General features: G+C 68.3%; 17 protein-coding genes and 1 pseudogene. 11 read left to right on the forward strand and 7 right to left on the reverse strand.

Going from position 1 to position 23,004, the window contains the following annotated elements; all coding sequences use genetic code 11:
- Positions 1-1,104: 1,104 nt before the first annotated feature.
- Both H0H10_RS03240 and H0H10_RS03245 read right to left on the reverse strand, forming a co-directional pair.
- Positions 1,105-2,124, reverse strand: coding sequence for a helix-turn-helix domain-containing protein (locus H0H10_RS03240; RefSeq protein WP_188179256.1), 1,020 nt, complete (start codon positions 2,122-2,124; stop codon positions 1,105-1,107).
- Positions 2,125-2,230: 106 nt separating this feature from the next.
- Entirely contained in the window at positions 2,231-5,074 is a 2,844-nt protein-coding gene (locus H0H10_RS03245; protein WP_188179257.1) for a helix-turn-helix transcriptional regulator, read from the reverse strand.
- A gap of 568 nt (positions 5,075-5,642) precedes the next feature.
- Between H0H10_RS03245 and H0H10_RS03250 the strand changes: the two are divergent.
- Positions 5,643-6,174: pseudogene (locus tag H0H10_RS03250) on the forward strand (transposase); the annotation flags it as partial.
- Between the two features lie 87 nt (positions 6,175-6,261).
- Here the strand turns inward: H0H10_RS03250 and H0H10_RS03255 are convergent.
- The 4 genes from H0H10_RS03255 to H0H10_RS03270 form a co-directional block, all read right to left on the reverse strand.
- Positions 6,262-6,663 (reverse strand): DUF6896 domain-containing protein, encoded by a 402-nt coding sequence (locus H0H10_RS03255; RefSeq protein ID WP_188179258.1) that lies wholly within the window; start codon positions 6,661-6,663, stop codon positions 6,262-6,264.
- A 1,123-nt stretch (positions 6,664-7,786) separates the two neighbouring features.
- Positions 7,787-8,062: a WhiB family transcriptional regulator gene (locus H0H10_RS03260; protein WP_188179259.1), complete on the reverse strand. Its 276-nt coding sequence runs from the start codon at positions 8,060-8,062 to the stop codon at positions 7,787-7,789.
- Between the two features lie 156 nt (positions 8,063-8,218).
- Positions 8,219-8,422: a hypothetical protein gene (locus H0H10_RS03265; RefSeq protein ID WP_188179274.1), complete on the reverse strand. Its 204-nt coding sequence runs from the start codon at positions 8,420-8,422 to the stop codon at positions 8,219-8,221.
- Positions 8,423-8,468: 46 nt separating this feature from the next.
- Positions 8,469-8,897 carry an SsgA family sporulation/cell division regulator gene (locus H0H10_RS03270; RefSeq protein ID WP_223179311.1) on the reverse strand — a complete coding sequence of 143 codons (429 nt, stop codon included), beginning with the start codon at positions 8,895-8,897 and terminating at the stop codon, positions 8,469-8,471.
- A 325-nt stretch (positions 8,898-9,222) separates the two neighbouring features.
- Between H0H10_RS03270 and H0H10_RS03275 the strand changes: the two genes are divergently transcribed.
- The 9 genes from H0H10_RS03275 (at position 9,223) to H0H10_RS41115 (ending at position 19,823) form a co-directional block, all read left to right on the forward strand.
- On the forward strand, positions 9,223-9,660 hold the full coding sequence (locus tag H0H10_RS03275; protein WP_188179260.1) for a universal stress protein: 438 nt from the start codon (positions 9,223-9,225) through the stop codon (positions 9,658-9,660).
- A 313-nt stretch (positions 9,661-9,973) separates the two neighbouring features.
- On the forward strand, positions 9,974-11,716 hold the full coding sequence (locus tag H0H10_RS03280) for a pyruvate dehydrogenase (protein ID WP_188179261.1): 1,743 nt from the start codon (positions 9,974-9,976) through the stop codon (positions 11,714-11,716).
- 78 nt (positions 11,717-11,794) lie between these two features.
- The gene (locus tag H0H10_RS03285; protein ID WP_188179262.1) at positions 11,795-12,670 is read left to right on the forward strand and encodes an alpha/beta fold hydrolase; all 876 of its coding nucleotides are present in this window, start codon (positions 11,795-11,797) and stop codon (positions 12,668-12,670) included.
- A gap of 171 nt (positions 12,671-12,841) precedes the next feature.
- Positions 12,842-13,567 (forward strand): alpha/beta fold hydrolase, encoded by a 726-nt coding sequence (locus tag H0H10_RS03290; RefSeq protein ID WP_188179263.1) that lies wholly within the window; start codon positions 12,842-12,844, stop codon positions 13,565-13,567.
- A gap of 73 nt (positions 13,568-13,640) precedes the next feature.
- Positions 13,641-14,486, forward strand: a complete 846-nt coding sequence (locus H0H10_RS03295) for an alpha/beta fold hydrolase (protein ID WP_188179264.1) — start codon at positions 13,641-13,643, stop codon at positions 14,484-14,486.
- Positions 14,487-14,654: 168 nt separating this feature from the next.
- Positions 14,655-17,582, forward strand: a complete 2,928-nt coding sequence (locus tag H0H10_RS03300) for an FAD-binding and (Fe-S)-binding domain-containing protein (RefSeq protein WP_188179265.1) — start codon at positions 14,655-14,657, stop codon at positions 17,580-17,582.
- 69 nt (positions 17,583-17,651) lie between these two features.
- On the forward strand, positions 17,652-18,494 hold the full coding sequence (locus H0H10_RS03305; RefSeq protein WP_188179266.1) for a fumarylacetoacetate hydrolase family protein: 843 nt from the start codon (positions 17,652-17,654) through the stop codon (positions 18,492-18,494).
- A 307-nt stretch (positions 18,495-18,801) separates the two neighbouring features.
- The gene (locus tag H0H10_RS39595) at positions 18,802-19,245 is read left to right on the forward strand and encodes a DUF4232 domain-containing protein (RefSeq protein WP_223179312.1); all 444 of its coding nucleotides are present in this window, start codon (positions 18,802-18,804) and stop codon (positions 19,243-19,245) included.
- A gap of 125 nt (positions 19,246-19,370) precedes the next feature.
- Positions 19,371-19,823: an N-acetylmuramic acid 6-phosphate etherase family protein gene (locus H0H10_RS41115; protein WP_373566797.1), complete on the forward strand. Its 453-nt coding sequence runs from the start codon at positions 19,371-19,373 to the stop codon at positions 19,821-19,823.
- Between the two features lie 348 nt (positions 19,824-20,171).
- Here the strand turns inward: H0H10_RS41115 and H0H10_RS03320 are convergent, their stop codons facing one another.
- Positions 20,172-21,008 carry an alpha/beta fold hydrolase gene (locus tag H0H10_RS03320; protein WP_188179267.1) on the reverse strand — a complete coding sequence of 279 codons (837 nt, stop codon included), beginning with the start codon at positions 21,006-21,008 and terminating at the stop codon, positions 20,172-20,174.
- 431 nt (positions 21,009-21,439) lie between these two features.
- Between H0H10_RS03320 and H0H10_RS03325 the strand changes: the two genes are divergently transcribed.
- Positions 21,440-22,684, forward strand: a complete 1,245-nt coding sequence (locus tag H0H10_RS03325; RefSeq protein ID WP_188179268.1) for an MFS transporter — start codon at positions 21,440-21,442, stop codon at positions 22,682-22,684.
- Positions 22,685-23,004: the final 320 nt, after the last annotated feature.

The following is a 23,004-nucleotide window of genomic DNA, read 5'->3' on the forward strand; positions in this document are numbered from 1 at the left end:
CCACCTGGACCAGGCCCCCCACATGAGCATCACGGACGAGCGGGCTGAGTGCCATGCTCGCCGTCTTCACGGCGCTGTTGGTACTCGCGCTCCTACTCGGGTGCGGCACCGCACTGCTGGGGCCGACCTGGCGGCCATCCAGCCCGAGCTCGGGGAGCGCGAGCAACCGGGGTGGCGGCCGCCCCGGGCACCGTGAACCTGGCCCGTGCCGTGGGCCCCGCCCCGGCCGACGATGCCCCGGACCATCACCCGGGGCAAAGAACTCCTGGCAGCTGTGCAGGTCGGCAGAGGCTACGTCCGGCACGCTCCTGGCGTCAGCTGGGTCCTGTCCTGCTGCTCACGGGCCCCGTTCACCCCAGGGCGGAGCTGCTCCGGTCACTGCTGCCGCTCGTCGCCAGCCGTTCCCCAGGCATCGGGTCGGGCGGACACCGCGGGCTTGCGGCGGCTGCGCTGGGTCCGCGGGCTTGGCTGGACCGGCATGCTGTCCACCCTCAACGCCGCCCTGCAGCAGCGGCTGCCCAGCTGAGTCAGAGGCCGGGGGCTCGCCGTCTGTATCGTGGCGTTCCAGGGTGCTTGGGCGCGAACACCTCTTCTGGTCGGCGCCGGCCAGCTGGTGGGTGGCGCACTGAGCCTGCACCGCTGCCGCTGCACAACGCCGAAAGGGCCGATCCACCGTGCGGCGCCTGGTGTTCCAATCCGTGGCCCACCGTCGGTCCGCTCCCGGTCTCCATCACGTACCGGATCGGCCCCGAGCGTTGGGCACCGTTGCACCGACCGCAGGAGTCATGTGGTCGCTCGTGGCGCCGTCCGGTAGACCTCGCGTGGGGCCTCTACCAGCACGGTTCGGACCCTGAACGGTTCATCGTGCCGCTCCGGTTGACAGGCGCGCGAACTGCTCGTGGACGCCGCCGAGCCCGCGGCCATCCGTGGCCCTGGACGCCACAGCCTGGCCCATGGCCGCCGCCGGCGAGCATGTTCGCGGGCCGCATCAAGGAATCGGGCAGTCAGAGCCGACACCCGCCCCCAGCACAGACCCCATGGCACTGCCGGATCCCGCCCTCCATCCGATGACCGGGGGAGGCCGCGCCTGAGGGACTGAGGGTCCTACAGCCCGGCCCCGTCATCGGGCTGGTCCGGCGAGGGCTGCTGAGACTTGCGCCACTCGCTGGGGGACACGCCGTAGGCAGCTCGGAACGACCTGCTGAAGTGGGCGGCGCTCGCGAAGCCACGCTGATGTGCCACCGCGGCAATCGTGAGGCCCTTCATCTGGTGGTGCAGCAGATCACGCCGGCAGGCCTCCAGGCGCCGCTGCAGGATCCAGCGGCTCACGCTGATGCCTTCGGCCTGGAACAGTTTGTGCAGATAACGCAGCGAGATGTGATGGACGCGCGCAATATGCGCAGGGGAGAGCGCCGGATCCGCGAGTTCCTCGTCGATGAATGACTGAACCCTCAGCAACAGACTCTGGGGCTTCTCCTGCACCTGCGCACCAGTCCTGCTGACCCACTCATCGGCCAGCGTCCCGAGCAGGTCCACTGCGTTGAGGGCCATCAGTTCATGGGTGTGGGGCGGGAACGCCGCCGCATCGTCCACGAGCCTGGTGATGAAGGGGGACAGCAGCCAGCCGAGAGAGGAGTCGGGCCTGAAGGGGGAAGCCGTGATCTGGTTCACCTGGGTATCGCGCAAGCCCAGCGTTCCCCGGGGCAGCACGAGGGACTTGATGCGGAAGGACCGGGGAAGGTCCAGTCGGACGGGGCGAGTCGTGTCGTAGACGAAGATGTCACCCGGCTGGATCTTCCCTTTCCGCCCGTCTTGCTCCACCTGGGCAACGCCCGCATCCAGAAGCTTGAGGACGACGCACTCCTCCTCGTCCTCTCCGGCAGCAGTGCGGTGGCTGCGGCGGAGGGCCATACCGTCACCTTCCACGGTCACCGCCCGGAGCCGGCCGAGCGAAGCCGTACGGACGGTGCCGCAGTACGCGTCAGTGGGTACGGAGATGTCCACCGTCCCGAACGCTTGGGACAGAGCTTGGCGCCAGTAGTTCCGCCTTTCCTGAGGGGGAACCAATTCGGTGGTGTAAATGCTTTCGCGTACGCCGCCGTGGGTAGTCGCGTCAGTGGTCATGAGAGTCGTTCGCCCCTTTCCCCACAAAGATCCTGGCTGCCGACTGTGCGACTGCGCGTCGCACGACAGCGACAGATCTTGAGAGAAGACGTGGGATACGAAGCGACTACTCTCCGTGTTCGCGTGTGAGGGCCAGCTGCGTCAGCTCGGCGCGAGAGGTGATGTCGAGCTTGGCGAACGCATGCCGCAGGTGTGAGCTGACGGTGTGCGGTGACACACCCAGGCGTTCCGCAGTCTCCCGGTTGGTGAGCCCCTGTGCGACGAGACGGATGACCGACACCTCGGACGGCGTCAGCTCCGGCCAGACCGTAGCGGACTTCTTCGACGAGGTTCGCCGTCGCGGCGCTCCCACGCCCCGGAGCTGACGGCGGACACGCGCTGCGTCCCGTTCGGCGCCCGCTTCGGTGTACAGATTGAGCGCCGCATCTAGGTGGGGCACGGCCTCGGCGGCGCGCCGCATGGCCAGTTTTCGACCTGCGTCTTCGAGCGCGGAGGCTCGGGGGAGCAGCCGGGGAATACCGTCGTACAACTCGACAGCGCGCAGTAGCAGCGGCAGATCATTCTTGAGTAGGCCCCGAGCATGAACGGCGACGGCTTCGAGGATCGGAAAATGAGGATTGCCGGCCGCTCGGCGCTCAGCGATGGAGACAGCCCCAGCAGCACGTTCCCACGCTCCTGCACGCAGCGCCATACGAACGAAGACAGGTGTGTCAGCCGGATCCTCAGGGCTGGCCAGGGAAGGGCCTGTCAGGTCGAACGTGCTGAACGACTCGTCCAGAAGTTCCATGGCGCGGTCAGGACGCCCCTCATCGTCCGCGACCAGGGCGAGCATCCAGGAGCCCACGTTGCGGACAAGAACCGCCGGGTCGTCGACCATGCGCTTCGCCTGGGCGGAGTAGGCCCGGACCGCCTCCCGGTCGTTGGTGTGCAGGGCGACACGCAGCAGTGTGTACAGAGCCGTCGCGTCGGCGAAGTTACCCATGCCCAACTCGTCCGCCATCGCCGCGGTGGCCTCGGCCTCTGCCCGCGCGTCCTCCAGGAGGCCGGCATCGAACAGGACCCGGGAACGGTTACTCATCCACAGGCCCATGGCCGCGGCCTGCCCCTGCCTCTGGGTCTCTCGGATTCCCGCTTCGGACTCCGCGAGCGCCTCGGCTGTCATACCCGCCGCGTTGAACAGGAATGCTTTCCAGAGAGCCTCCGGGACCCACAGTGAATGGGCGAAGCCCACCTCGGTTGCCAGAGACGCCGCCCGATCGGCCAGCTCGAAGGCCTTCTGCCACTCCATGCGGTAGAACCGCACGACGGAGTCGACAGCGATCGCGGTGGCCTGAGCGGCTTTGTCATGTGCCGTCGCCGCCGCACCGAGTGCGTCGGCGACGGCTCGGGCGGTCGCCTCGAAGTCGCCGATCATCGAGAGGTTGAGGCACCTCAGCGCCAGCAGCTGGGCGCGCAAACCGGGGGAGATCCCAGGAAGCTCAGAGCCGATGCGTGCCTGGGCGGCAGCTTCCGTGAAGTCGTACTGGCTGGACATACGTGCCAGACCAAGCCGCAGCTGCGCTTCTGCCTCCGGTCGCATGCTCCCCGGCAGCACGGCGGCGGCAAGCGATCGAGCTTGTGACGCCTGACCCGTCTGCCACAACAGCAGCATCGTTTCCGCAACGATCGCCGGATGCTCCGGTGCGGAGGCAGCGGTCAGCTCCAGTGCCCGGTGGCTGAGCTGCTGAGCCGATGACGGTGCGGACGCGGACAGTTCTGCCGCGGCAGTCCTCAGTAGTTCTACGGCTCGGCGGTCACCGGCTTCGGCGGTGTCCAGGAGTAGAGCGGCTGCTTCCGTTACCGGGGCGCCACGTTCCAGCAGGGCGTCAGCGGCATGACGCCGCACAGCGCGGCGTAGGGACATCGGAAGGCTGCTTTCAACGGCCTCGCGGAACAGGTCGTGGCGAAACAGCAGCCGTTCGTTGCGCTCGACGAACAGATGAGAATCGAGTGCCTCCTGCACCGGCGCTATCAGCGTCGCCGTGGGCCTGCCCAGCAGTTCGGCCAGGAGCCCAATGGTGACTGTACGGCCGACCGCCGACGCGGTTTGGACGACCTCGCGGGTGGGCGGGGCGAGCCGGTCGAGAGTGAGACGCACGGAGGCCTGGAAACGAGCGGGCAGGTCCTCACCGGCCAGACGCGCGACATTGCCTTCGATGACCACTGAGTGCTCGTCGCGCATACTGCGCAGCAATTCGACCAGCAGCAGTGGCACACCCTCTGCCCGACGGGCCGCCTTCAGCGTCCCGGAATCGGGGACGGCTCCCAGAACGTCCTGCGTGATCTCGGCGACGGCGCTGTCCGCGAGCGGACCGAGTTCCAGCCGGTGGCCGCCGAGCTGTTCGAGCTGGTCCAACGTCGCGCGGACACCAGGCACGCCGGCATTGCTGCGGACAGCCAGCAGCCACAGGATCGCGTGGGACGACAGCCGGACCGAGAGCGTGCGTAGCGCGAGGAGCGTGACGTCGTCCAGCCACTGGACGTCGTCCAGCGCGATGACCAGAGGGGTGTCGAGCGCTGCCCGTTCCAGCCGGTCCTGCAGCTCCTGCAACAGCCAGAATCGCTGCTCCGGGGCGGTCGCCAGATCCCGCAGCTTCTCGACGTCGAACAAGGTCCCGGTGCCCGTCAGCAGACCGTCCAGCAGCGGCCCCAAGGGGACGAACTGGCCGTCGGGGTCGGCGCCGCCCTGGAAAACCCTCAGCTCGTGGCGCATCGCCATGGTCTGCGCCTCCGTGAGGAGACGGCTCTTGCCGCTCCCAGGAGACCCCTCTATGCACACGACGCCGCCCTGTCCTCGTGTCAGCGCGGAGAACCGCGCGTCGAGGAAGGACAACTCCTCGCCCCGGCCCCGTATCGGTGGCTCGCTGCCACCGATACGGGCCGGCGTCGACGGCTGCTGAAAGCGTTCCAACGTAGTCCTCTACGCTAAGAAGAGCAATGATCGTGAGTGCACAATCGAACAGGCACAGCATGCCATGCCTGGGGGAGTTCTTGTCAGAACGGTTGGGCTCTTGGCCTTCATGCCGCCGACGAGACGCTCGATGGCTCAGCGGGGAAGACCCAGGGGTATATCGGTGCTGGTCAGAGGTATGGAAGCCCCAGTTCCGTCCCGGCTTCCAGAGTGCTGACCCTCCGATCGTTTACGTGCCTCGGATGATGGATCGGGGTGCTGGGTCATCGCAGCGAGAGATAAGAAGGAGTGGCCGGCCACCCCGTCGTCTTGCCTCAGAGTGAACTCACCGTGCAGCAGCATGTGCTCGCCCACTTCGCCGGTGTTGGCCGGCCCGGTGGTGATCTGAGAAGCGTCGGCGCCACCCGTTCATATGACTTCCGGGTCGAAGTCGCACCTGGTGGTCAGCCCGCAGAGCCGCGGACTGGTCGAAGCCGTGGAGCGCGGCCGGAGGCAGCAACTGATCGTTTCCGAATGAGTTGAGCTGCGGGTCTTGTGCTCGACGATCTTGGTCGGCAGGGGGACCAGGGTGCGTGCCGATCTTGATCCCGACGACCTGTGGGAGCGGGTGGCCGCCCCGTTCCTGCCGCCGACTCCCGAGCGGCGCCATCGCTATCCCGGGCGGCTGCGCGTTCCCGACCGGGTGGCACTCGCCGGTGTGCGCTGCGGACCGGTGTCGCATGGCGTGATGCCCCCGCGGAGACGGTGGGCTGCTCAGGGATCAAGGCTTGGTGCCGACTGTGGGACTGACCGAGGCCGGCGTGTGGCCGCGCCTGCACGCTGCCCTGCTGGCCGAGCTTCGCCGCGCCGGCCTGCTGGACCTGGAGGGCTGCCCCATGGACGGGTCGCACGTCCGGGCTCTCAAAGGGGGATCACGTCGCCTCCTCACCCGTTGACCGCGCCCGCCCCGGCTCCAAGCACCACTTGGTCGTCGACCGCCACGGAACCCCGCTCGCCGTCACACTCACCGGCGGCAACCGGTACGTCTCACCCAGCTCCTGCCGCTGCTGGACGCCAGTCCACCGGTTCGGGGACTGCGGGGATGCCGCTGCCGCAGGCCAACGACACGCCGATCTCCACCAGGGCCTGCTCGAAGTGGCCTGCCGTCTCATATGCCTCCGCCGCTTAGGAACCTCATCCTGAAGCGCTCAGTTGGCTACGCCGAACCACCCCGGCCGCACCTCGATCAGAAGCGGTTGCAGCGACCGCACTGCGGACGGCAATTCCTGATCCGTGACGTCAAGAGGCTCCGGCAGGCTCAGCCCGTACCCGCGCAGCCGCCAGAGGTCGAAGACTTCGCTCCCGTCGGCTGCGAAGTCCACATCGACCTCAGTGCCGTCGTCGCTCATGAAGCGGCATCCTGCCCCGTGAACCTTGTAGGAGTAGGTGCCGCTGTGATCACTTCGGCTGATCCGGCGCGAGCGGGCCAGGCCGACGACGTCCGCCAGCCGCTCGAGCGAGGGGATTGCCGCCCTCATGGCCTCGTCAATCTCGTTCAAGGCGTGGACGTAACCGAGTACGAGGTCTCGTGCAGCCTCAACCCGTTCCATACGGCGTCGTCCCCCTGAGCCCGTGACTGAAGGGATTGATCCATGGGGCCGCCAGCGGCTCCGCAGAACGGCATTCTGAAACGATCAGTTAGAGACTGCTCCCGTACGCGCCATGACGCACCGTCAACACACGTAAAGTGCGGTGATCGTACAGTCGGTCACGCCCAGCAGGCTTGCGCGAAACCCCAGGTGGCGATGCTCACGAGAATCACACGCAAGCCACCGTGACCTCGACGGCAATGCCGAGCGCAGCGCAAACCTTCCCCTTGCTCCCGGCCGACCGGGTCGACGAGGCGGTCCCTGTGATGGCGGTCCCACGGCGGACGAACGCATTCCGGAGCACGTCCGCGCCCATGCCTGGGCGAGCGCCTTGCGGCAACGCCCACACGTCGCGATGGTGCGGGGACGCTGGGAGGGAGCACAACGGTTCCTGCGGGGAGGCACTCCACTCGCACGTCCGTCCGCGAGGAGTCCCGCTCCACCACGGCCGACTGGCCCACGTCCTGACAAGCTCGGCCGTCACGAGGAGGCTGCCGCGGAACGTTGCGCTCCCGGGCCTCTGGAGCGGCTCGCCGTCGGCGGCGATTGATCCGAACCCCGCTCTACGGCGCTTCGATGCGCAGACGCGCTTCCAGTTGGCCATGGAGGCAACTCGCCGCGGCTGGATCTGATCCTCAAGTCCTCTGTGCTTCGGGAGGAGGCCCCCGATGTCCACGGTCACCGCCGGGTCTTTCCGAGATCGTGGTACAGGACTCACTGATCGTTTCAGAAAGCGCGTTCTGCTGAGACGTCAGCGGCCCCATGAGAGACACTCCGTTCAGTAACGGAGTGCCTGCCCACCTCAGTGCTGTGGCCAGATCCTTCTATGCCAAGGCGCCTCTGGTGGTTGTGACCACATCTGGGTCAAGGCCAGGGCTCCAGCGTGTCACAGACACTGCGGGCAGCGGCGAACATTCCCCGTTGGACGTCCGGCTGGGAGGGCGGGACCCGACCGCCGGACGCGGGACTACTCCACGCGGACAGGGGCGCGACCATGGTAGAGGCGGCGGTACGGGACTCTTCTGGGAGCGGATGGGAGCCCCGACATGAGGGCGGATCGCCACCGGGCAGGGGATCGGTACCTTTACTTTCGGTTCCTCACGCGGGCCGCAGCACGGCGCTCGGTCTCGGTATAACCGCCCCAAGTTCCGTAGTACTGCTGCGACGCCTGAGCGAAGCGAGCGCATGGATCACTGACGGGGCAGCTACGGCAGATTTCTCGTGCCGTCTCCTCCCGCCGCCGGCGCGCTGGGCCACGCTCACCGGCGGGCGAGAAGAAAACCGAGCTGTCCATGCCGCGGCACGCGGCCTCGGCTTGCCATTCCCAGTCCCCCAGAAGGGGCCTCGTTCGAGTCTTCATCGGTCTCTCCTTCCATGCCCCGGCAGCGTTACAGCCCTGTGGTGGAATGCGCCTGATCACGGCTGGGGAGCTGGTCCAGCGCGGCGGAATGCTGCTCGAAGGGCAGTGGTGCAGGACTCCGCCCTGCGGGTCACCAGCCGACGGGCAGTCCGTGCATCAGGGCCACCAGCTCTCCTGCTGCCCGTGCGATGCGGTTCCTTCGGTGCCCCAGCCCTTGGAGGCGACGTACACGCCGCCGGTGAGGGCGTCGGGGCCCGTAACGCCGAGGGCCGGCGTGCGGCCCGTGCCCGGGTCCGGCGTGACATCACCGACGGTGAAGACGCCGAACTGAATGCTCGGCGCGGTGTCCTTCTGGGGCACCGGGGAGTCCTCTCGGTCGTGCATTCGCCAGGGCATCGGGCTCCGGTCAGTGACTTCTTCCCATGAGTGCAGTTATGGCGCCGTCGACATCCAGGTGATCACTTTCAGTTCCGAAGGGGACCAGGGCGGCGGTCTGCTGAAGAAATGCATCCACCTGCGCGGCAGCCAGCTCGATGAGTGCCGTGCCGTCCAAATTGCTCAGAACGATGCATATGGAGTGTGGATGGTGGCAGTATCTGGGAACCACCATGACATCGCCGGGGCCGACAGGACGTCTCAAGCCCTCAGCCAGCAGTTCACGGGCAAAGGTCCAGGTCGTGACTGGTCCGGTCGATGGCCCGAGGGTGAGCCGGACGGCATAGGGGTCAGCGACCCTGTAATGCAATTCCGCCCGCAGGGGCAACGGCGGCCCCTTCGGAGCACTCAGGCGTGCCGTCGTTTGGCACGTGACGGTACTGAGGCGCTGTTCCATCATACCCCCCCGAATGGTGCAGAAACGTTTTTTTCTTACCCGCAACCGTATGGTCCGGTGACTTGGGGGCTTGCCGAGGAACGCACGGAGCGTTGCCCATGGAGGCACTTCTGTCTGGCTTGCGCTGCATGAGCGGTGACGCCCGGTATTCACTGATCCATCATGGACCTCAGGTGCAGGTAGCCGTACGCCTGATGCCGCCTCAGACTTCTCACCCTGGGCACACTCCCCAGCGGAACACGGCAGCACCACCGGTTGTTCAGGACGATGCTCGATCGTCCCTCAGGGGTCGTGAGTTCCAGGCGTCTCTTGAAAGGAAGGAAAGACCATGTTCAAGCGCATTCTCGTCGCAGTCGATCCCAGCCCCGCCCGCCACTCCGTCATCGGCATGGCCGGTGACATGGCACGACTGACCGGGGCCAAGGTCAGTGTTCTGCACGTCGCTCCTTCCACCGCGACGATTGCCGCCGTGGTCTCCCTGGAGGATGACGCCGAAGCCAAGGGCATCCTTGACGAGGCCCTCACCCGCCTGCGTGACGCAGGTGTCGAGGCCGAGGGAACCGTGGTCGATGCGCTGACGACTCAGATCGCCACCACCATCTCCTCCGCCGCCGAGGAGTGGGAGGCCGACCTTCTGATCCTCAGCCCTCACCACCGCGGATCACTCGAAGCACTCATCAACCCCCGGGTCAGCGACGCCGTCGCCCATACCAGCCGTATAGCCGTACTTCTGGCGCCTGACCACGAGTCCGGTAACGAGCACTGATCCGAGCGCCATGGGGCACGCCGTGCGGCATGCGCCACCACTTGCCGACCTCGGCGGGCCACCTGTTCCGCACTGGAGTCACAACCAGGGTGCGACCCGCATCCACGGGTCGCACCCGCGCGGTCGCTTCCGGGCCGCCGGCCCAGCTGCGGCACGCCCGCCGGGTCGACCGCGCTGCGCAGACGAAGCCCGCTTCCCCTGGGTCACGATCGGTGCGCTGCCGGGCTGCGGGCGGTGCACGGAGAAGCAACTGGCCCGTTCGGGGTCTCCGTAGCCTGGCCACGGCCCCGTGAGCGACCAGTTGAGGAGCACCATGGCCGTAGAGTCCGTAGCCGAGCAGTACGTCGAGCTCCTGGCCCGCGCCGGCGTGCGCCGCATCTATGGGGTGGTCGGCGACAGCCTGAACCCCGTCGTCGACGCGGTCAGACGGCACGACGCTCTGGACTGGATTCAGGTCCGTCACGAGGAAGTCGCAGCCTTCGCCGCCGGTGCCGAAGCCCAGTTGACGGGCACGCTAGCCGCGTGCGCGGGGTCGTGCGGACCGGGCAACCTGCACTTGATCAACGGCCTGTTCGACGCGCACCGCTCGATGGCACCTGTGCTCGCCCTGGCCGCGCAGATCCCGAGCGGCGAGATCGGCACCAGCTACTTCCAGGAGACCCACCCCGACCGGCTGTTCGAGGAGTGCAGTCATTACTCGGAACAGATCTCCTCACCCCGGCAGATGCCGCGGGTCGTCCAGACCGCTATTCAGCACGCGGTCGGCCGACGCGGTGTCTCCGTGGTGGCTCTGCCCGGCGACGTCGCCGCCAAGGACTCCCCGGGTGACGGGGTACAACTCACCATGCCGCTGGACCGACCCGCCATCAGGCCGGCCGATGAGGAACTGACGCGGCTCACCGAAATGGTGGACGACGCAGAGAAGATCACCGTGTTCTGCGGCCGTGGCGTCGCCGGAGCCCACGCCGAGGTGATGGCGTTCGCCGAGAAGGTCAAGGCTCCCGTGGGTCACGCGCTTCGCGGTAAGGAGCACATCCAGTACGACAACCCGTACGACGTGGGCATGTCCGGCCTGTTGGGCTATGGCGCCGCCTACGAGGCGATGCACGAGTGCGATCTGCTGCTGCTCCTCGGTACGGACTTCCCGTACACGGATTTCCTGCCCCGCCACGTGCGGACCGTTCAGATCGACGTACAGCCGGAACGGCTGGGACGGCGCACGCAGTTGGACTTCGCCGTGTGGGGTGACGTCCGCGAGACGCTCCGGTGCCTGACCCCTGCCGTACGGGACAAGCCGTCGCGCCGGTTCCTCGACCGCATGCTGCACCGGCACGCCCACGCCCTGGAGGGCGCCGTCAGTGCCTACACCAGCAGAGTCGACCACCACACCCCGATCCACCCGGAGTACGTGGCATCCGTGCTCGACGAGGAGGCGGCCGACGACGCGGTGTTCACCGTGGACACCGGTATGTGCTGCGTGTGGGCAGCCCGCTATCTGACGCCCAACGGCCGACGTCGCATCCTCGGCTCCTTCGTCCACGGTTCCATGGCCAACGCACTGCCGCAGGCCATCGGTGCGCAGTTCCTCGACCGATCTCGTCAGGTGGTGTCGCTCTCCGGCGACGGCGGCTTCTCGATGCTGATGGGTGACTTCCTGACGCTCGTCCACCACAACCTCCCGGTGAAGGTTGTTGTCTTCAATAACTCCTCGCTGGGCATGGTCGACCTGGAGATGATGGTCGACGGACTGCCACCGCACGGCACCGACTACCCGCCCACCGACTTCGCGGCCATCGCCACTGCAGCCGGAGCACGCGGCATCCGGGTCGAGAAGCCCACCCAGGTGCGAGAAGCCCTGCGGGAAGCGTTCGCCCATGATGGCCCGGCACTGGTCGACGTGGTCACCGACCCCAACGCCCTCGCACTCCCGCCGAAGATCACCACCGAGCAGGTCACCGGTTTCGCGCTCTCGGCGAGCCGTACCGTCCTCGCAGGCGGCGTCGGACGCATGATCGACCTTGCCCGGGCGAACCTCCGCAACATTCCACGTCCGTGACCGCACACGATCCGGCGGCGCTCGCCTCCTGCGGAGGCACCCCTCTGTCCACTCCCTCTGATCCGAACGGGCATTGCCATGTCAGACCTGGCAGGTATCACACACCACACAGCCGTACTCAACGGAATCAAGCAGCACTGGGTCACCGCGGGCCAGGGACCCCCCGTCTACCTGCTGCACGGTTTCCCTGAGACCTGGTACGGCTGGCGCAAGCAGATACCCGTGCTGGCGGAGCGGTTTACCGTCGTCGCACCGGATCTGCGCGGCTACGGCGACACGGACAAACCCGCATCCGGCTATGACAAGCGGACCATGGCCAACGACGTCGTCGCACTGATGGACCACCTCGGGCACGAGCGGATCGCCCTGGTCGGCCACGACCGCGGAGCCCGTGTCGGCACCCGGTTCGCCAAGGACCACCCCGAGCGCATCGACCGGTTCGTGGCCATGGACAACATCCCCACCCGGATCATCGCCGAGACCTACGACGTGGCCCTCGCCCGGCAGGGCTACTGGTTCTTCACCTTCCTCGGTGTACCCGACCTTCCCGAGGCGCTGATCGCCGGCCGCGAGGAGACCTGGCTCACCCACTTCTACCGCAGCTGGTCCTACAACCCGGACATGCTCACCCCCGAGGAGATCGCGGTCTACGTGCGTTCTTACCAGCAGCCCGGAGCCGTGCGGGGTTCCTGCATGGACTACCGCGCGGCACCCCAGGACGTCGCCCAGGACCAGGAGGACGCCGACCGGCTCATCGAGTGCCCCGTGCTCACCGTGTGGGGCGAGGACTTCAGTGCCGTCGGACAGGCCTACGACGTCCTCGACGTGTGGAAGGGGATGGCCCGCGACGTCCGTGGAGTGCCGATCCCCCAGTGCGGCCATCTGTGCCAGGAGGAGCGGCCCGACGTCGTCAACCGCGAACTCCTGGACTTCCTCAGCGACTGGAACGGCTGACCTGCGCCACCGGTGAGCACGGAAAGGCCACAAACGGGGCACTGACGGGCAAACACATCACGCCGATCCTCAGTAACCTTCCTTTCGTACATCCCGGCGAGCGGACGACCGTCGCCGTCTGCGCCGACAGGCCGCCTCAGGCACCTGCCAACCCCTAGAGGGAGTTCTCTCATGTCCCGTTCCCCCAAGCCGACCGTCGTCCTCGTCCACGGCGCGTTCGCCGACGCCTCCAGCTTCGCGCAGGTGATCCCGCGGCTGATCGCCCGCGGTCTGGACGTGGTCGCCCCGGCCGTCCCCAACCGCAGCCTGATCGGCGACGCCGCCTACATCGCCTCGATCGTCCGCCAGATACCGGGCGACGTCATCCTGGTCGGCCACTCCTACGGTGGCGCCGTCATCACGGTCGCGGGCACCGAGGACAACGTGAAGGGCCTGGTATACCTCGCCGGTTATGCCCTCGAGAAGGGCGAGAGCCTCGGCGAGCTGCAGGGCCGCTTCCCGGACTCCGACCTCGCTGCCGCGCTCGTCTACACCCCCTTCCCGATCGAGGGTTCGAGCGAGACCGGCACCGATGTGACGGTCCAGCCCGACAAGTTCCCGGCCATCTTCGCCGCCGACGTCGACTCCCGCCTCGCCGAGGTCCTCGCCGTCTCCCAGCGTCCGCTCGCGGCCCAGGCCTTCGCCGACGCGGCCCCGGCCGCCGCATGGAAGACCAAGCCGTCCTGGGGCCTGGTCGCCTCCTCCGACCACACCATCAACCCGGACGTGGAGCGCTACGGCTACCAGCGGGCCGGCATGAAGACCGTGGAGGTCGACTCCTCGCACCTGGTGATGCTCTCCCACCCCGAGCGCGTCGTCGAGTTGATCGAGGAAGCCGTCCAGGCGGCTTCGGCCTGAGGCACCCGCCGCCGGCGGCACCCGCCCGTCCGGCCAGGACGGAAACGACCCTCCCCTCCCTCGGAGAGCATCCATGAACTCACCCATCTCGCGCCGCACCGTGACCGCGTCCCTCCTGGCCGGTGCTGCCGCGCTGAGCACCGCAGGCGTCGCGTACTCCGCGCCGGCAGCGGCAGCCGACCACCCACGCAGACCGCACGAGCGGCGGGACACACCCACCATCGTCCTGATCCACGGAGCGTTCGCCGACGCCTCCAGCTGGAGCGGAGTGATCGAGCGCCTCCAGCGGCACGGTCACCGCGTTCTGGCACCGGCCCTGCCCCTGCGCGGCCTGGCGAGCGACTCCGCCTACATCCGCAGCGTCCTGGACAGCATCACCGGCCCGATCGTGCTGGTGGGGCACTCCTACGGCGGAGCGGTCATCAGCCAGGCCGCAGCCGATGCCCCGCACGTCAAGGCCCTGGTCTACATCGCCGCCTTCGTGCCCGAAGTCGGGGAGAGCGCGCTCCAGCTCACCGACAAGTTCCCCGGCAGCACCCTGGGACAGGCCACCGCCACCCAGTACTACCCGCTGCCCGATGGCGGACAGGGGGAGGAACTGGTCATCAAGAAGGACGTCTTCCGCCAGCAGTTCGCGGCGGGCGTCCCCGTCCGGACCGCTCAGGTCATGGCTGCGGGGCAGCGACCGATCACCCTCGCCGCGCTCCAGGAACCCGCCACGGCCGCCGCCTGGAAGAAGATCCCCAGCTGGTACCTCGTCGCGACCGAGGATCGCAACATTCCGCCGGCCGCCGAGCGGTGGATGGCCAAGCGCGCCCATGCTCACACCGTCACCGTCCGCGCGCCGCACGCCGTGTCCGTGAGCGACCCCGGGCCCGTCACCGACCTGATCCTGCGCGCCACCCGTTCCGTTCGCTGACGCAGGCCGGTCATTCCTTTCCGCCCGGACAACGACGTCCCACCAGTGGACAGCACCCCGCGGCCCGGCCACCCGGCCGCGGGGCCCCGTCCCTCCGGCCCGTCCCGCCAGGCGCAGAACCCGGGCACCGTCGGCCGGTCACCACCCCGCAATGCAACGGAGAGCCGCATGGCACTGCTCGATCCGAAACCTGGTATGTTGCGCCCGCGACAGCACCGGAGCCCCGCGGCCGATCGGGTCCCCGACGAACGGGCGCCCGGCACGCCCGAAGCTCTGCGCACGGACCTCGTCCGCCTGCTGGGGCCGGACAAAGTGCTGCACACGCTGTCCGACCTCGTGAAGTACGCCTCGGACGCCAGCCCCTACCGCTTCGTGCCACAAGTGGTCGTCATCGCGGAGCACGTCGAGGACATCGCCGCGGTACTGCGCTACGCGCGTGACCACCGGCGTGCGGTCGTCTTCCGCGCGGCGGGCACCTCCCTGAACGGGCAGGCCCAGGGCACCGACATCCTCGTCGACGTGCGCCGCCACTGGACCGGCTTCGACATCCTCGACGACGGCCTCAAGGCACGCATCGGACCGGGCACGACCCTCGGCCGCGCCAACGTGGCGCTGTCCCGCTACGGCAGGCTGATGGGGCCCGATCCGGCGAGTTCCCGGGCCTGTACCGTCGGCGGCGTCGTCGCCAACAACGCCTCGGGCATGACCGCCGGCGTCACCCGCAACTCCTACCGCCTGCTCTCCTCCCTCACTCTCGTCCTCCCCTCCGGCACGGTCGTCGACACCGCGGCCCCGGACGCCGACGAGCGGCTCCGGACAGCGGAACCCGACTTGTGCTCGGGTCTGCTGGCCATCAAGGCCGACATCGAGGCCGACGACGCGCTCGTGGCCCGGATCCGCGCCAAGTACGAACTCAAGAACACCAACGGCTACCGCCTTGACGCCTTCCTCGACGGCTCCACCCCCGTGGAGATCCTGCGGGGGCTGATGGTCGGCTCCCAGGGCACGCTCGGATTCATCGCCGAGACCGTGTTCAGGACGGTGTCCCTGGACCGCCTCACCCACACGGCGCTGCTGTTCTTCCCCGACCTCACCGCCGCCGCGGCGGCGGTACCGCAGTTCAACGACGCCGGTGCCCGCGCGGTGGAGATCATGGACGGCAACACGCTCCGCGCCTGCGCGAGCGTCGACGGCGTTCCCGCCGACTGGGCCGAACTTCCCCGGGAGACCGCCGCCCTGCTGGTGGAGTTCCGCGCTCCGGACGCCTCAACGCACGAAGCCAACCGGCGGGCCGCCGCCGACGTACTGGCACGGCTGACGCTGGTCGCACCGGTGGCGTCCGTCACCAACCGCTTCATCGACGACCCAGCCACCATTGGCATGTACTGGCACGCCCGCGAGGCCTTCATGACGGCAGTCGGCAAAGCCCGGCCGGCCGGATCGTCACTGATCACCGAAGACTTCGCAGTACCGCCCACACGCCTGGCGGAGGCCTGCGAGGCACTGGCGGACCTTCAGCGCCGCCACGGGTACGACGCCGCCGTCGCCGGCCACGCGGCCCACGGCAACCTGCACTTCCTGCTGGCCCTCGACGCATCGAGTCCGGACGACGTCCAGCGCTACGCCGACTTCATGGACGAGTTCTGCACCATGGTGGTGAGCCGCTTCGACGGCTCCCTCAAGGCGGAGCACGCCACCGGCCGCAACATGGCACCGTTCCTCGAAACCGAGTGGGGCAGCCGCGCCACCGAACTGATGTGGCGCATCAAGAACACCCTCGATCCCCAAGGCGTTCTTGCCCCGGGCGTGGTCCTCACTCGCGACCCCACCGCCCACCTGTGGGGCCTCAAAACCATTCCCGCCATCGAGCCCGTCGCCGACGCCTGCATCGAGTGCGGCTTCTGCGAACCGGTTTGCCCGAGCCGCGATCTCACCACGACTCCTCGCCAACGCATCGTGCTGCGACGCGAGATGCTGCGCCAGAGTGACGGCTCCGCTGCGCTGGACAACCTCCTGGAGTCCTACGGTTACGACGCCGTCGACACCTGCGCCGGCGACGCCACCTGCAAGACGGCATGCCCCGTCGGCATCGACACCGGTGCCTTCATGAAGGCCTTTCGGCATCAGCGGCACTCCGAACGGGAAGAACGCAACGCGGCTCGCCTCGCGCGGCGGTTCTCCCTGGCCGAAACATCGGTGCGGGCCGCCCTCGGTGCCGCGGACCACATCAGCGACGGCGTCCTGGGCCGAGTCACCTCCGCCATAAGGACCGCGATCTCACCGAATCTGGTTCCCGAGTGGATCCCCGCTGTTCCGTCCCCCGCCCGTACACCGCTGCCCGCCACCGAGCGGGGCACCGCCGTCGCTGTCTACTACGTGGCCTGCGTCAACCGCATCTTCGCGGGTCCCGACGGCGCACCCGGGCTCTCCCTGCCCGAAGCGGTCGCCACGGTCTCCCGCCGGGCCGGACGACCGGTCTGGATACCGCCGGACCTCGCCGGATCGTGCTGCGCGACCATCTGGCACTCCAAGGGGTACGAAACCGGCAACACCGTCATGGCGAACCGCATCGTCGAACGAGCCTGGGAGTGGACCGACGAGGGACGCCTTCCGCTCATCGTCGACGCCTCCTCCTGCACGCTCGGCATCGGACAGGAAGTGATCCCCTATCTCACGCGGGAGAACCTGCGTAAACACCAGGCCCTCACCGTGGTGGACTCTGTCGCATGGGCTGCCGAGTTGCTGCCGCACCTGGAGGTGACCGATCCACTGGACAGCGTGGTGCTCCATCCCACCTGCTCCATGCGGCACCTCAGGGACGTCGAGCAGTTGCAGACCGTGGCCGAGTTCATGGCGCGCGACGTCGACGTGCCTGTCTACGCGGAATGCTGCGGCTTCGCCGGGGACCGAGGGCTGCTGCACAGGGAGCTGACCGAGGCGGCGACGGCACACGAGGCCGCCGAGGTGGCGACCGGCAGGTTCGACGCCTATCTGTCGGCCAACCGCACATGCGAGATCGGCATGGAGCACGCCACGGGGCGCCCCTACCAATCCGTGCTGCTCGCGCTCGAACGGGCGACCCGCCCCACCGATTGAACACGAGCCGGCCCGCACACAGCAAAGCGGCCCCACCACCGTGCACCGCCCCACCCCAGGGAGATCACCTTGCGCATAGCCAACCTCGCCGGCCGGCTGACCGTGCTCGTCGAAGGCCGGGCCATCGATGTCCACACAGCCAGCCGTGGGGCGTTCTCGGCCGACCCGCAAGCGGTCTACGCCCGCTGGGCCGAGTTCCGTACCTGGGCCGCCGGCGCCGACCTCGCCGGCGGGAGGCCCGTCGACGTGGCGGAACTCGGTGCGCCCGCACCGTCTCCCAGGCAGATCTTCGCCATCGGCCTCAACTACCGGGAGCACGTGTCCGAGGCGGGTTTCACCACACCCGAGGGCATGCCACCGGTGTTCACCAAGTACGCGACCGCTCTCACCGGCCCGGTGACGGAGGTGAGGCTGCCGCAGGGCGGCCACACCGACTGGGAGGCCGAACTGGTCGCGGTCATCGGCCACAAGGCCCACAACGTCTCCGAAGCGGATGCCTGGAGCCATGTGGCGGGGCTGACGGTCGGACAGGACATCTCCGAGCGAGTCCTTCAGATGGAGGGACCTGCGCCGCAGTTCAGCCTCGGCAAGTCGTACCCGGGCTTCGCTCCCACGGGTCCCTGGCTCGTGACCCCGGACGAGTTCGACGACCCCGACGACCTGGAGCTGACCTGCTCCGTCAACGGTGAGGTGGTGCAGCACGGACACACCCGTCAGATGATCTTCTCCGTGCCGGCGCTTGTGGCCAAGCTGTCCGGCATCCTCCCATTGCTTCCCGGAGACGTCATCTTCACCGGTACTCCGGCCGGGGTCGGCCTGGGCCGCACGCCACAGCGCTGGCTCGCCCCCGGCGACGAACTTCTCAGCTCCGTGGTCGGTATCGGCGAGCTGCGACAGAGATGTGCCGACTGAGCCGTCCCCCTCTCCTCACCAGCGGCGCCCACCTCACCAACACGCCCTGATCTTCTCGCCGCTCGTATCACCCCGAGCAAGTGAAGCGGCCCGAGCGCCGGCCCGTCTCCGCCGACAACCAACGTCTCCGGTGGTGCCACCGTGTTCGCGCGCATCACCGACCAGGTCTTCGGCACCGTCACTGGCCCGGAACCAGGGGGCGGCAACCGTGTCGTGTGACAGCCGGGACCCGACACGATCAGCGCGATGAACTCGTGCCCTCCTGACCGGCACAAGTATCTGCTGCACCTCAGGGACGAAGGAAACCATGACACACCGCATACTCCTGTCCAGCACTCTTCTCGTCTGCGCCGTACTGGCCGGGTGCACCGGCCAGGGTACGGACGGTGCTGCCGGAGACACTCCCCATACGCCCGGCTCGTCGCCGACCGAGACCGCCACCGTCTCCGGCGCTGCCGACACCGGCAGCTCCATCCCCTCGGGTGAACCGGCACCGGGCACGTCCCTCGGATCCGCAACGCCGTCGTCCGGCTCCGCCGTACCGGCGATGAGACGCCGCTGCCACACCTCGGAACTGAGGGCATCCGTCGGAGCCAATCGTCCCGGCGCCGGTCAGTCGAACTTCGCCGTCGTCGTGACCAACGGCTCCCGCCGCACCTGTACCGTGCACGGCTTCCCTGCGGTGGCGTTCGTCAACGGCAAGGGCGAGGCGGTCACCCCAACACGGGCAAGGCGTCTGTCCCCCGGGTGAGTCCCTTCCGGGCAGGCGACGGCGCCTGACCCGACCCGGTCAACCGGCACCCCACCGTCGGAGGACCAGACCTCCTCTTCGCGGTACGAGAAGCGCTCCCCGGCATTGGCACCGCCGTCGAGGCCATCGTCGGCTCCCTGCGCCGTGGCGGACGGCTCTACCTCGGCGCCGGCACCAGCGGCCGGATCAGGCTTCTCGACGCCGTCGAGTGCCCACTGACCTTCGGTACCACGCCCGAGCAAGTGGCCGGCCTGCTCTCCGGGGGCCCCAGCGCCTTCGTCGTGGCTGTCGAGGGCGCGCCGAGGACGAACCCGCCAGGGCCGTCGACGACCTCGACGGGCGGTGTCGATGACCGCGGCACCCTCGTCGGACTCGCCGCCAGCGGCCGTACCCCTTATGTCATCGGCGGTCTGCAACCGCAACGTCGTGGTCAGTCGTTACGCCGGCATTCCCATCAAAGTCCCCACCGGTCCCGAGATCCTCACCGGCTCCGCCCGGCTCAAGGCCGGCACCACCGAGAAGGTGGTCTGCAACATGCGTTCGACCGCGTCGATGGTCCGGCTCGGCAAGGTCTATGAAAACTTCATGGTCGATGTCCGTGCCACCAACGACAAGCTCGTCGACCGTGCGGAGCGCATCGTGGTCCAGGCCGCCGGATCGGATCCCGGCACTGCCGCCGAGGCCGTGTGTGCCGCCGACAGCACGCGAAGACGGCCATGGTCATGCCGCTCACCGGCAGCACCGTCGAGGAGGCCGCCCGGCGCATGGAACAGGCCCACGGCGACCCCCGTACCGCCGTGGCCCGGACCTGACCGGTGGCGGTCACGAAGCCTCTTGCGTGCTTCGGCGCCGGCACCCACGTGCGGGTGCCGGCGCCGAAGCACAGCTACTGAGGAGCAGCCCTCTCCGGAGGAACTGCTGCGGCGTCACTTCCCCAGGAAGGTGAGGAGTGCGGTGTTGACTTCCTCCGCGTGCGTCCACAGCAGGCCATGCGGGGCGCCCTCTACCTCGACGTAGTCCGCGGACGGGAGGGCCTTGTGGAAGGGCCGCGCGGTGCCTTCGGCCGGCAGGATCCGGTCGGCCGTGCCGTGCAGGATCAGGGCCGGCACATCGATGGCAGGGATGTCGGCCCGGAAGTCCGTGTACCAGGTCGACGGAGCGGCGGCGGCTGCGAAGAAGCCGCCGCCTGCGGCGACGTTCCAGCTGTTGCGGACCGCCTCCTCGCTGATTCTGGTGCCCAGGTTTTCGTCCAGGTTGTAGAAGTCCTTGAAGAAGGCGGTGTAGTACGCGTAGCGGTCCGCCTTCACGGCCGCGACCACGCCGTCGAAGAACTCCTGCGGGGCGACGCCGTCCGGGTTGTCCTCGGTCTTGAGCAGGCAGGGTTCCAGCGAGGCGAGGAAGGCGACCTTGGCCACTCGGCCGGAGCCGTAGGTGGAGACGTAGCGAGCGACCTCACCGGTGCCCATCGAGAACCCGACCAGGACGGCGTCCCGGACGTCGAGGGTTTCCATGACGGTGTTCAGGTCGGCGGCGAACGTGTCGTAGTCGTAGCCGGTCGTCGGCTGGCTGGACCGGCCGAAACCGCGGCGGTCGTAGGTGATCACCCGGTAGCCGGCGTCGAGCAGAGCGGCACTCTGCCGCTCCCAGGAATGGCCGTCGAGCGGGAAGCCATGGATGAGGACGACGGCCTGGCCGGACCCGTGGTCCTCGTAGTAGAGGTCGATGCTGGTGGAGTTTTCCTGACCCACGGTGATGTACGGCAAGGTCTCTTCCTTCGTCTGGAATGGCCGGCGGAACGGCGAACCCGCCTGCCTCGGGTGAGGCAGGCACGTACGGGCGACGTCGGCCTTGGAAGCGTCCGCCGTCCGGAACGTTCGTTCCCTGGACGTGAGGTTAGGGCCGGCCTCCCGGCCACCTTTGTCCTGTAACGCACCGCCCGTTGCCCACAAGTGCCCAGCAGGGGAGATCACCGGTACGCACGGAGGACCCGCCGGTGAGACTGGAACCGTTGCGGCGTCGGAACAGGTTCATCTCCAGTCGAGATGACTGACTTCACTAACTATCGCGCCAGATGAGGAAGTGCGCGAGGCGGCCCGACGCTTGCACCTGCGTGACGGCAGCGAAGAGGCTGCCGGCCACTGCACAGCCCTTTACCCGAGCCTGATTCCCGGCTCACTCAGTCAAGAAGGTGCACATGTCCGCATCAACCGACGCCCAGAGCCCGCGCCGGCGGGAGCCCACCGAGGTCCCTCAGGGGGTGCCGGGCTGGCTGGTCGCGCTCTTGGCCGCCGCCTCCGGCATGACGGTCGCCAACCTCTATTACGCCCAGCCTCTGCTGTCCACGCTGAGCGGCGTGTTCCACATCAGCACGGCCACGGCGGGCGCCCTGATCACGCTCACCCAGATCGGCTACGTGGTCGGCATGCTCTTCCTGGTCCCGCTCGGTGACCGGCTCGAGAAGCGCAGCCTGATCACCGTATTGCTGACGGTCACGACGATCGCCCTCCTGGTGGCGGGACTGGCCACCAGTTTCCCCATGCTGCTGATCGCATCGCTGGTCAGTGGCGCCACCTCGGTCGTCGCCCAGATCCTGGTGCCCTTCGCCGCGAGCCTCGCTCCCGACCATGCCCGGGGCCGTGTCGTCGGCCGAGTGATGAGCGGCCTGCTCACCGGCATCCTGCTCTCCCGCACGCTCAGCAGTGTGGTCTCGGACCTCGTCGGCTGGCGCGTCGTCTTTCTCGGATCCGCGGCCCTGATGGCCGTGCTTGCCGTGGCCCTGCGCGCCGCTTTGCCGCAGCACGCACCCACCACGACCCTTCCGTACCATCATGTGCTGCGCTCCACCTTCCAACTGGTACGCACACACCCGGCGCTGGTGCGCCGCGGGCTTTACCAGGCAGCCATGTTCGCCGCCTTCAGCGCGTTCTGGACCACGGTCTCCTTCGTCCTCACCGGTCCCCATTTCCATTACTCATCGGTGGGAGTTGGTGTATTCGCCCTCGTCGGCGCTGCGGGCGCAGCCGTCGCCCCGCTCGCTGGTCACTGGGCCGACCGGGGGCTCGTACGCCCCATGACCGGCGTCGCCTTCCTGGTGGCCGCCCTGTCCTTCGCACTGGCGGGGTTCGGCGGACACAGCGTCGTTCTCCTCGCCCTGGCCGCGATACTCATCGACGTGGCCGTCCAGGCCAGCCTCATCCTCGGCCAGCACACCGTCTACCAACTCGACCCCGCGGCCCGTGCCCGCCTGAACAGCGCCTTCATCGCCATGTTCTTCGCCGGCGGCGCCGCCGGCTCCCAAATCGGCTCCGTCGTCTACCACGCCGGAGGCTGGACCGCCCTGACGGCCCTCGGCGCCGCCCTCCCGCTCGTCGCTCTCCTCTACTGGAGCACCGAGCGCCGGCAGCGTTCGACGGGGGAACAGGGCACGGCAAACCTGTGACGGCGTCACCTCGACGTCAGCAGCGCAAGCGGGATCGGGTCGTGTGCGCATGCGGCCGGGGCATGACCGATCGGCGTGGCTGCTGACGGCTGTGCCCCGCCTGCCCATGGGGCGCGGTGCTGCTTCCGGGGCGTCGGCTACCGGTGGACGTGTGGTCGGTTGGCCAGCTGACGACGCGGGGACTGCCACTGGTTCTGTGCGCGAGTTCCGTCGGCAGATGTGCACAACTTCAGGGCGACCCCACCCGGGCCGTGATCCAAGTTTACGAAAACGGGTTATGGCTCAACTTCTGTGGCGCGGCCACCTGAGTGACGGCTGAG

This window comes from Streptomyces griseicoloratus (assembly GCF_014534645.1).
Lineage (GTDB): Bacteria > Actinomycetota > Actinomycetes > Streptomycetales > Streptomycetaceae > Streptomyces > Streptomyces griseicoloratus.

Bases quoted from the DNA above. Each gene is read 5' to 3' on its own strand.
- H0H10_RS03295 (WP_188179264.1), top strand. From the start codon at position 13,641: ATGAACTCACCCATCTCGCGCCGCACCGTGACCGCGTCCCTCCTGGCC.
- H0H10_RS03280 (WP_188179261.1), top strand. From the start codon at position 9,974: ATGGCCGTAGAGTCCGTAGCCGAGCAGTACGTCGAGCTCCTGGCCCGC.
- H0H10_RS03240 (WP_188179256.1), bottom strand. From the start codon at position 2,124: ATGACCACTGACGCGACTACCCACGGCGGCGTACGCGAAAGCATTTAC.
- H0H10_RS03270 (WP_223179311.1), bottom strand. From the start codon at position 8,897: ATGATGGAACAGCGCCTCAGTACCGTCACGTGCCAAACGACGGCACGC.
- H0H10_RS03325 (WP_188179268.1), top strand. From the start codon at position 21,440: ATGTCCGCATCAACCGACGCCCAGAGCCCGCGCCGGCGGGAGCCCACC.
- H0H10_RS03290 (WP_188179263.1), top strand. From the start codon at position 12,842: ATGTCCCGTTCCCCCAAGCCGACCGTCGTCCTCGTCCACGGCGCGTTC.
- H0H10_RS03300 (WP_188179265.1), top strand. From the start codon at position 14,655: ATGGCACTGCTCGATCCGAAACCTGGTATGTTGCGCCCGCGACAGCAC.
- H0H10_RS39595 (WP_223179312.1), top strand. From the start codon at position 18,802: ATGACACACCGCATACTCCTGTCCAGCACTCTTCTCGTCTGCGCCGTA.
- H0H10_RS03260 (WP_188179259.1), bottom strand. From the start codon at position 8,062: ATGAAGACTCGAACGAGGCCCCTTCTGGGGGACTGGGAATGGCAAGCC.
- H0H10_RS03275 (WP_188179260.1), top strand. From the start codon at position 9,223: ATGTTCAAGCGCATTCTCGTCGCAGTCGATCCCAGCCCCGCCCGCCAC.
- H0H10_RS03255 (WP_188179258.1), bottom strand. From the start codon at position 6,663: ATGGAACGGGTTGAGGCTGCACGAGACCTCGTACTCGGTTACGTCCAC.
- H0H10_RS03285 (WP_188179262.1), top strand. From the start codon at position 11,795: ATGTCAGACCTGGCAGGTATCACACACCACACAGCCGTACTCAACGGA.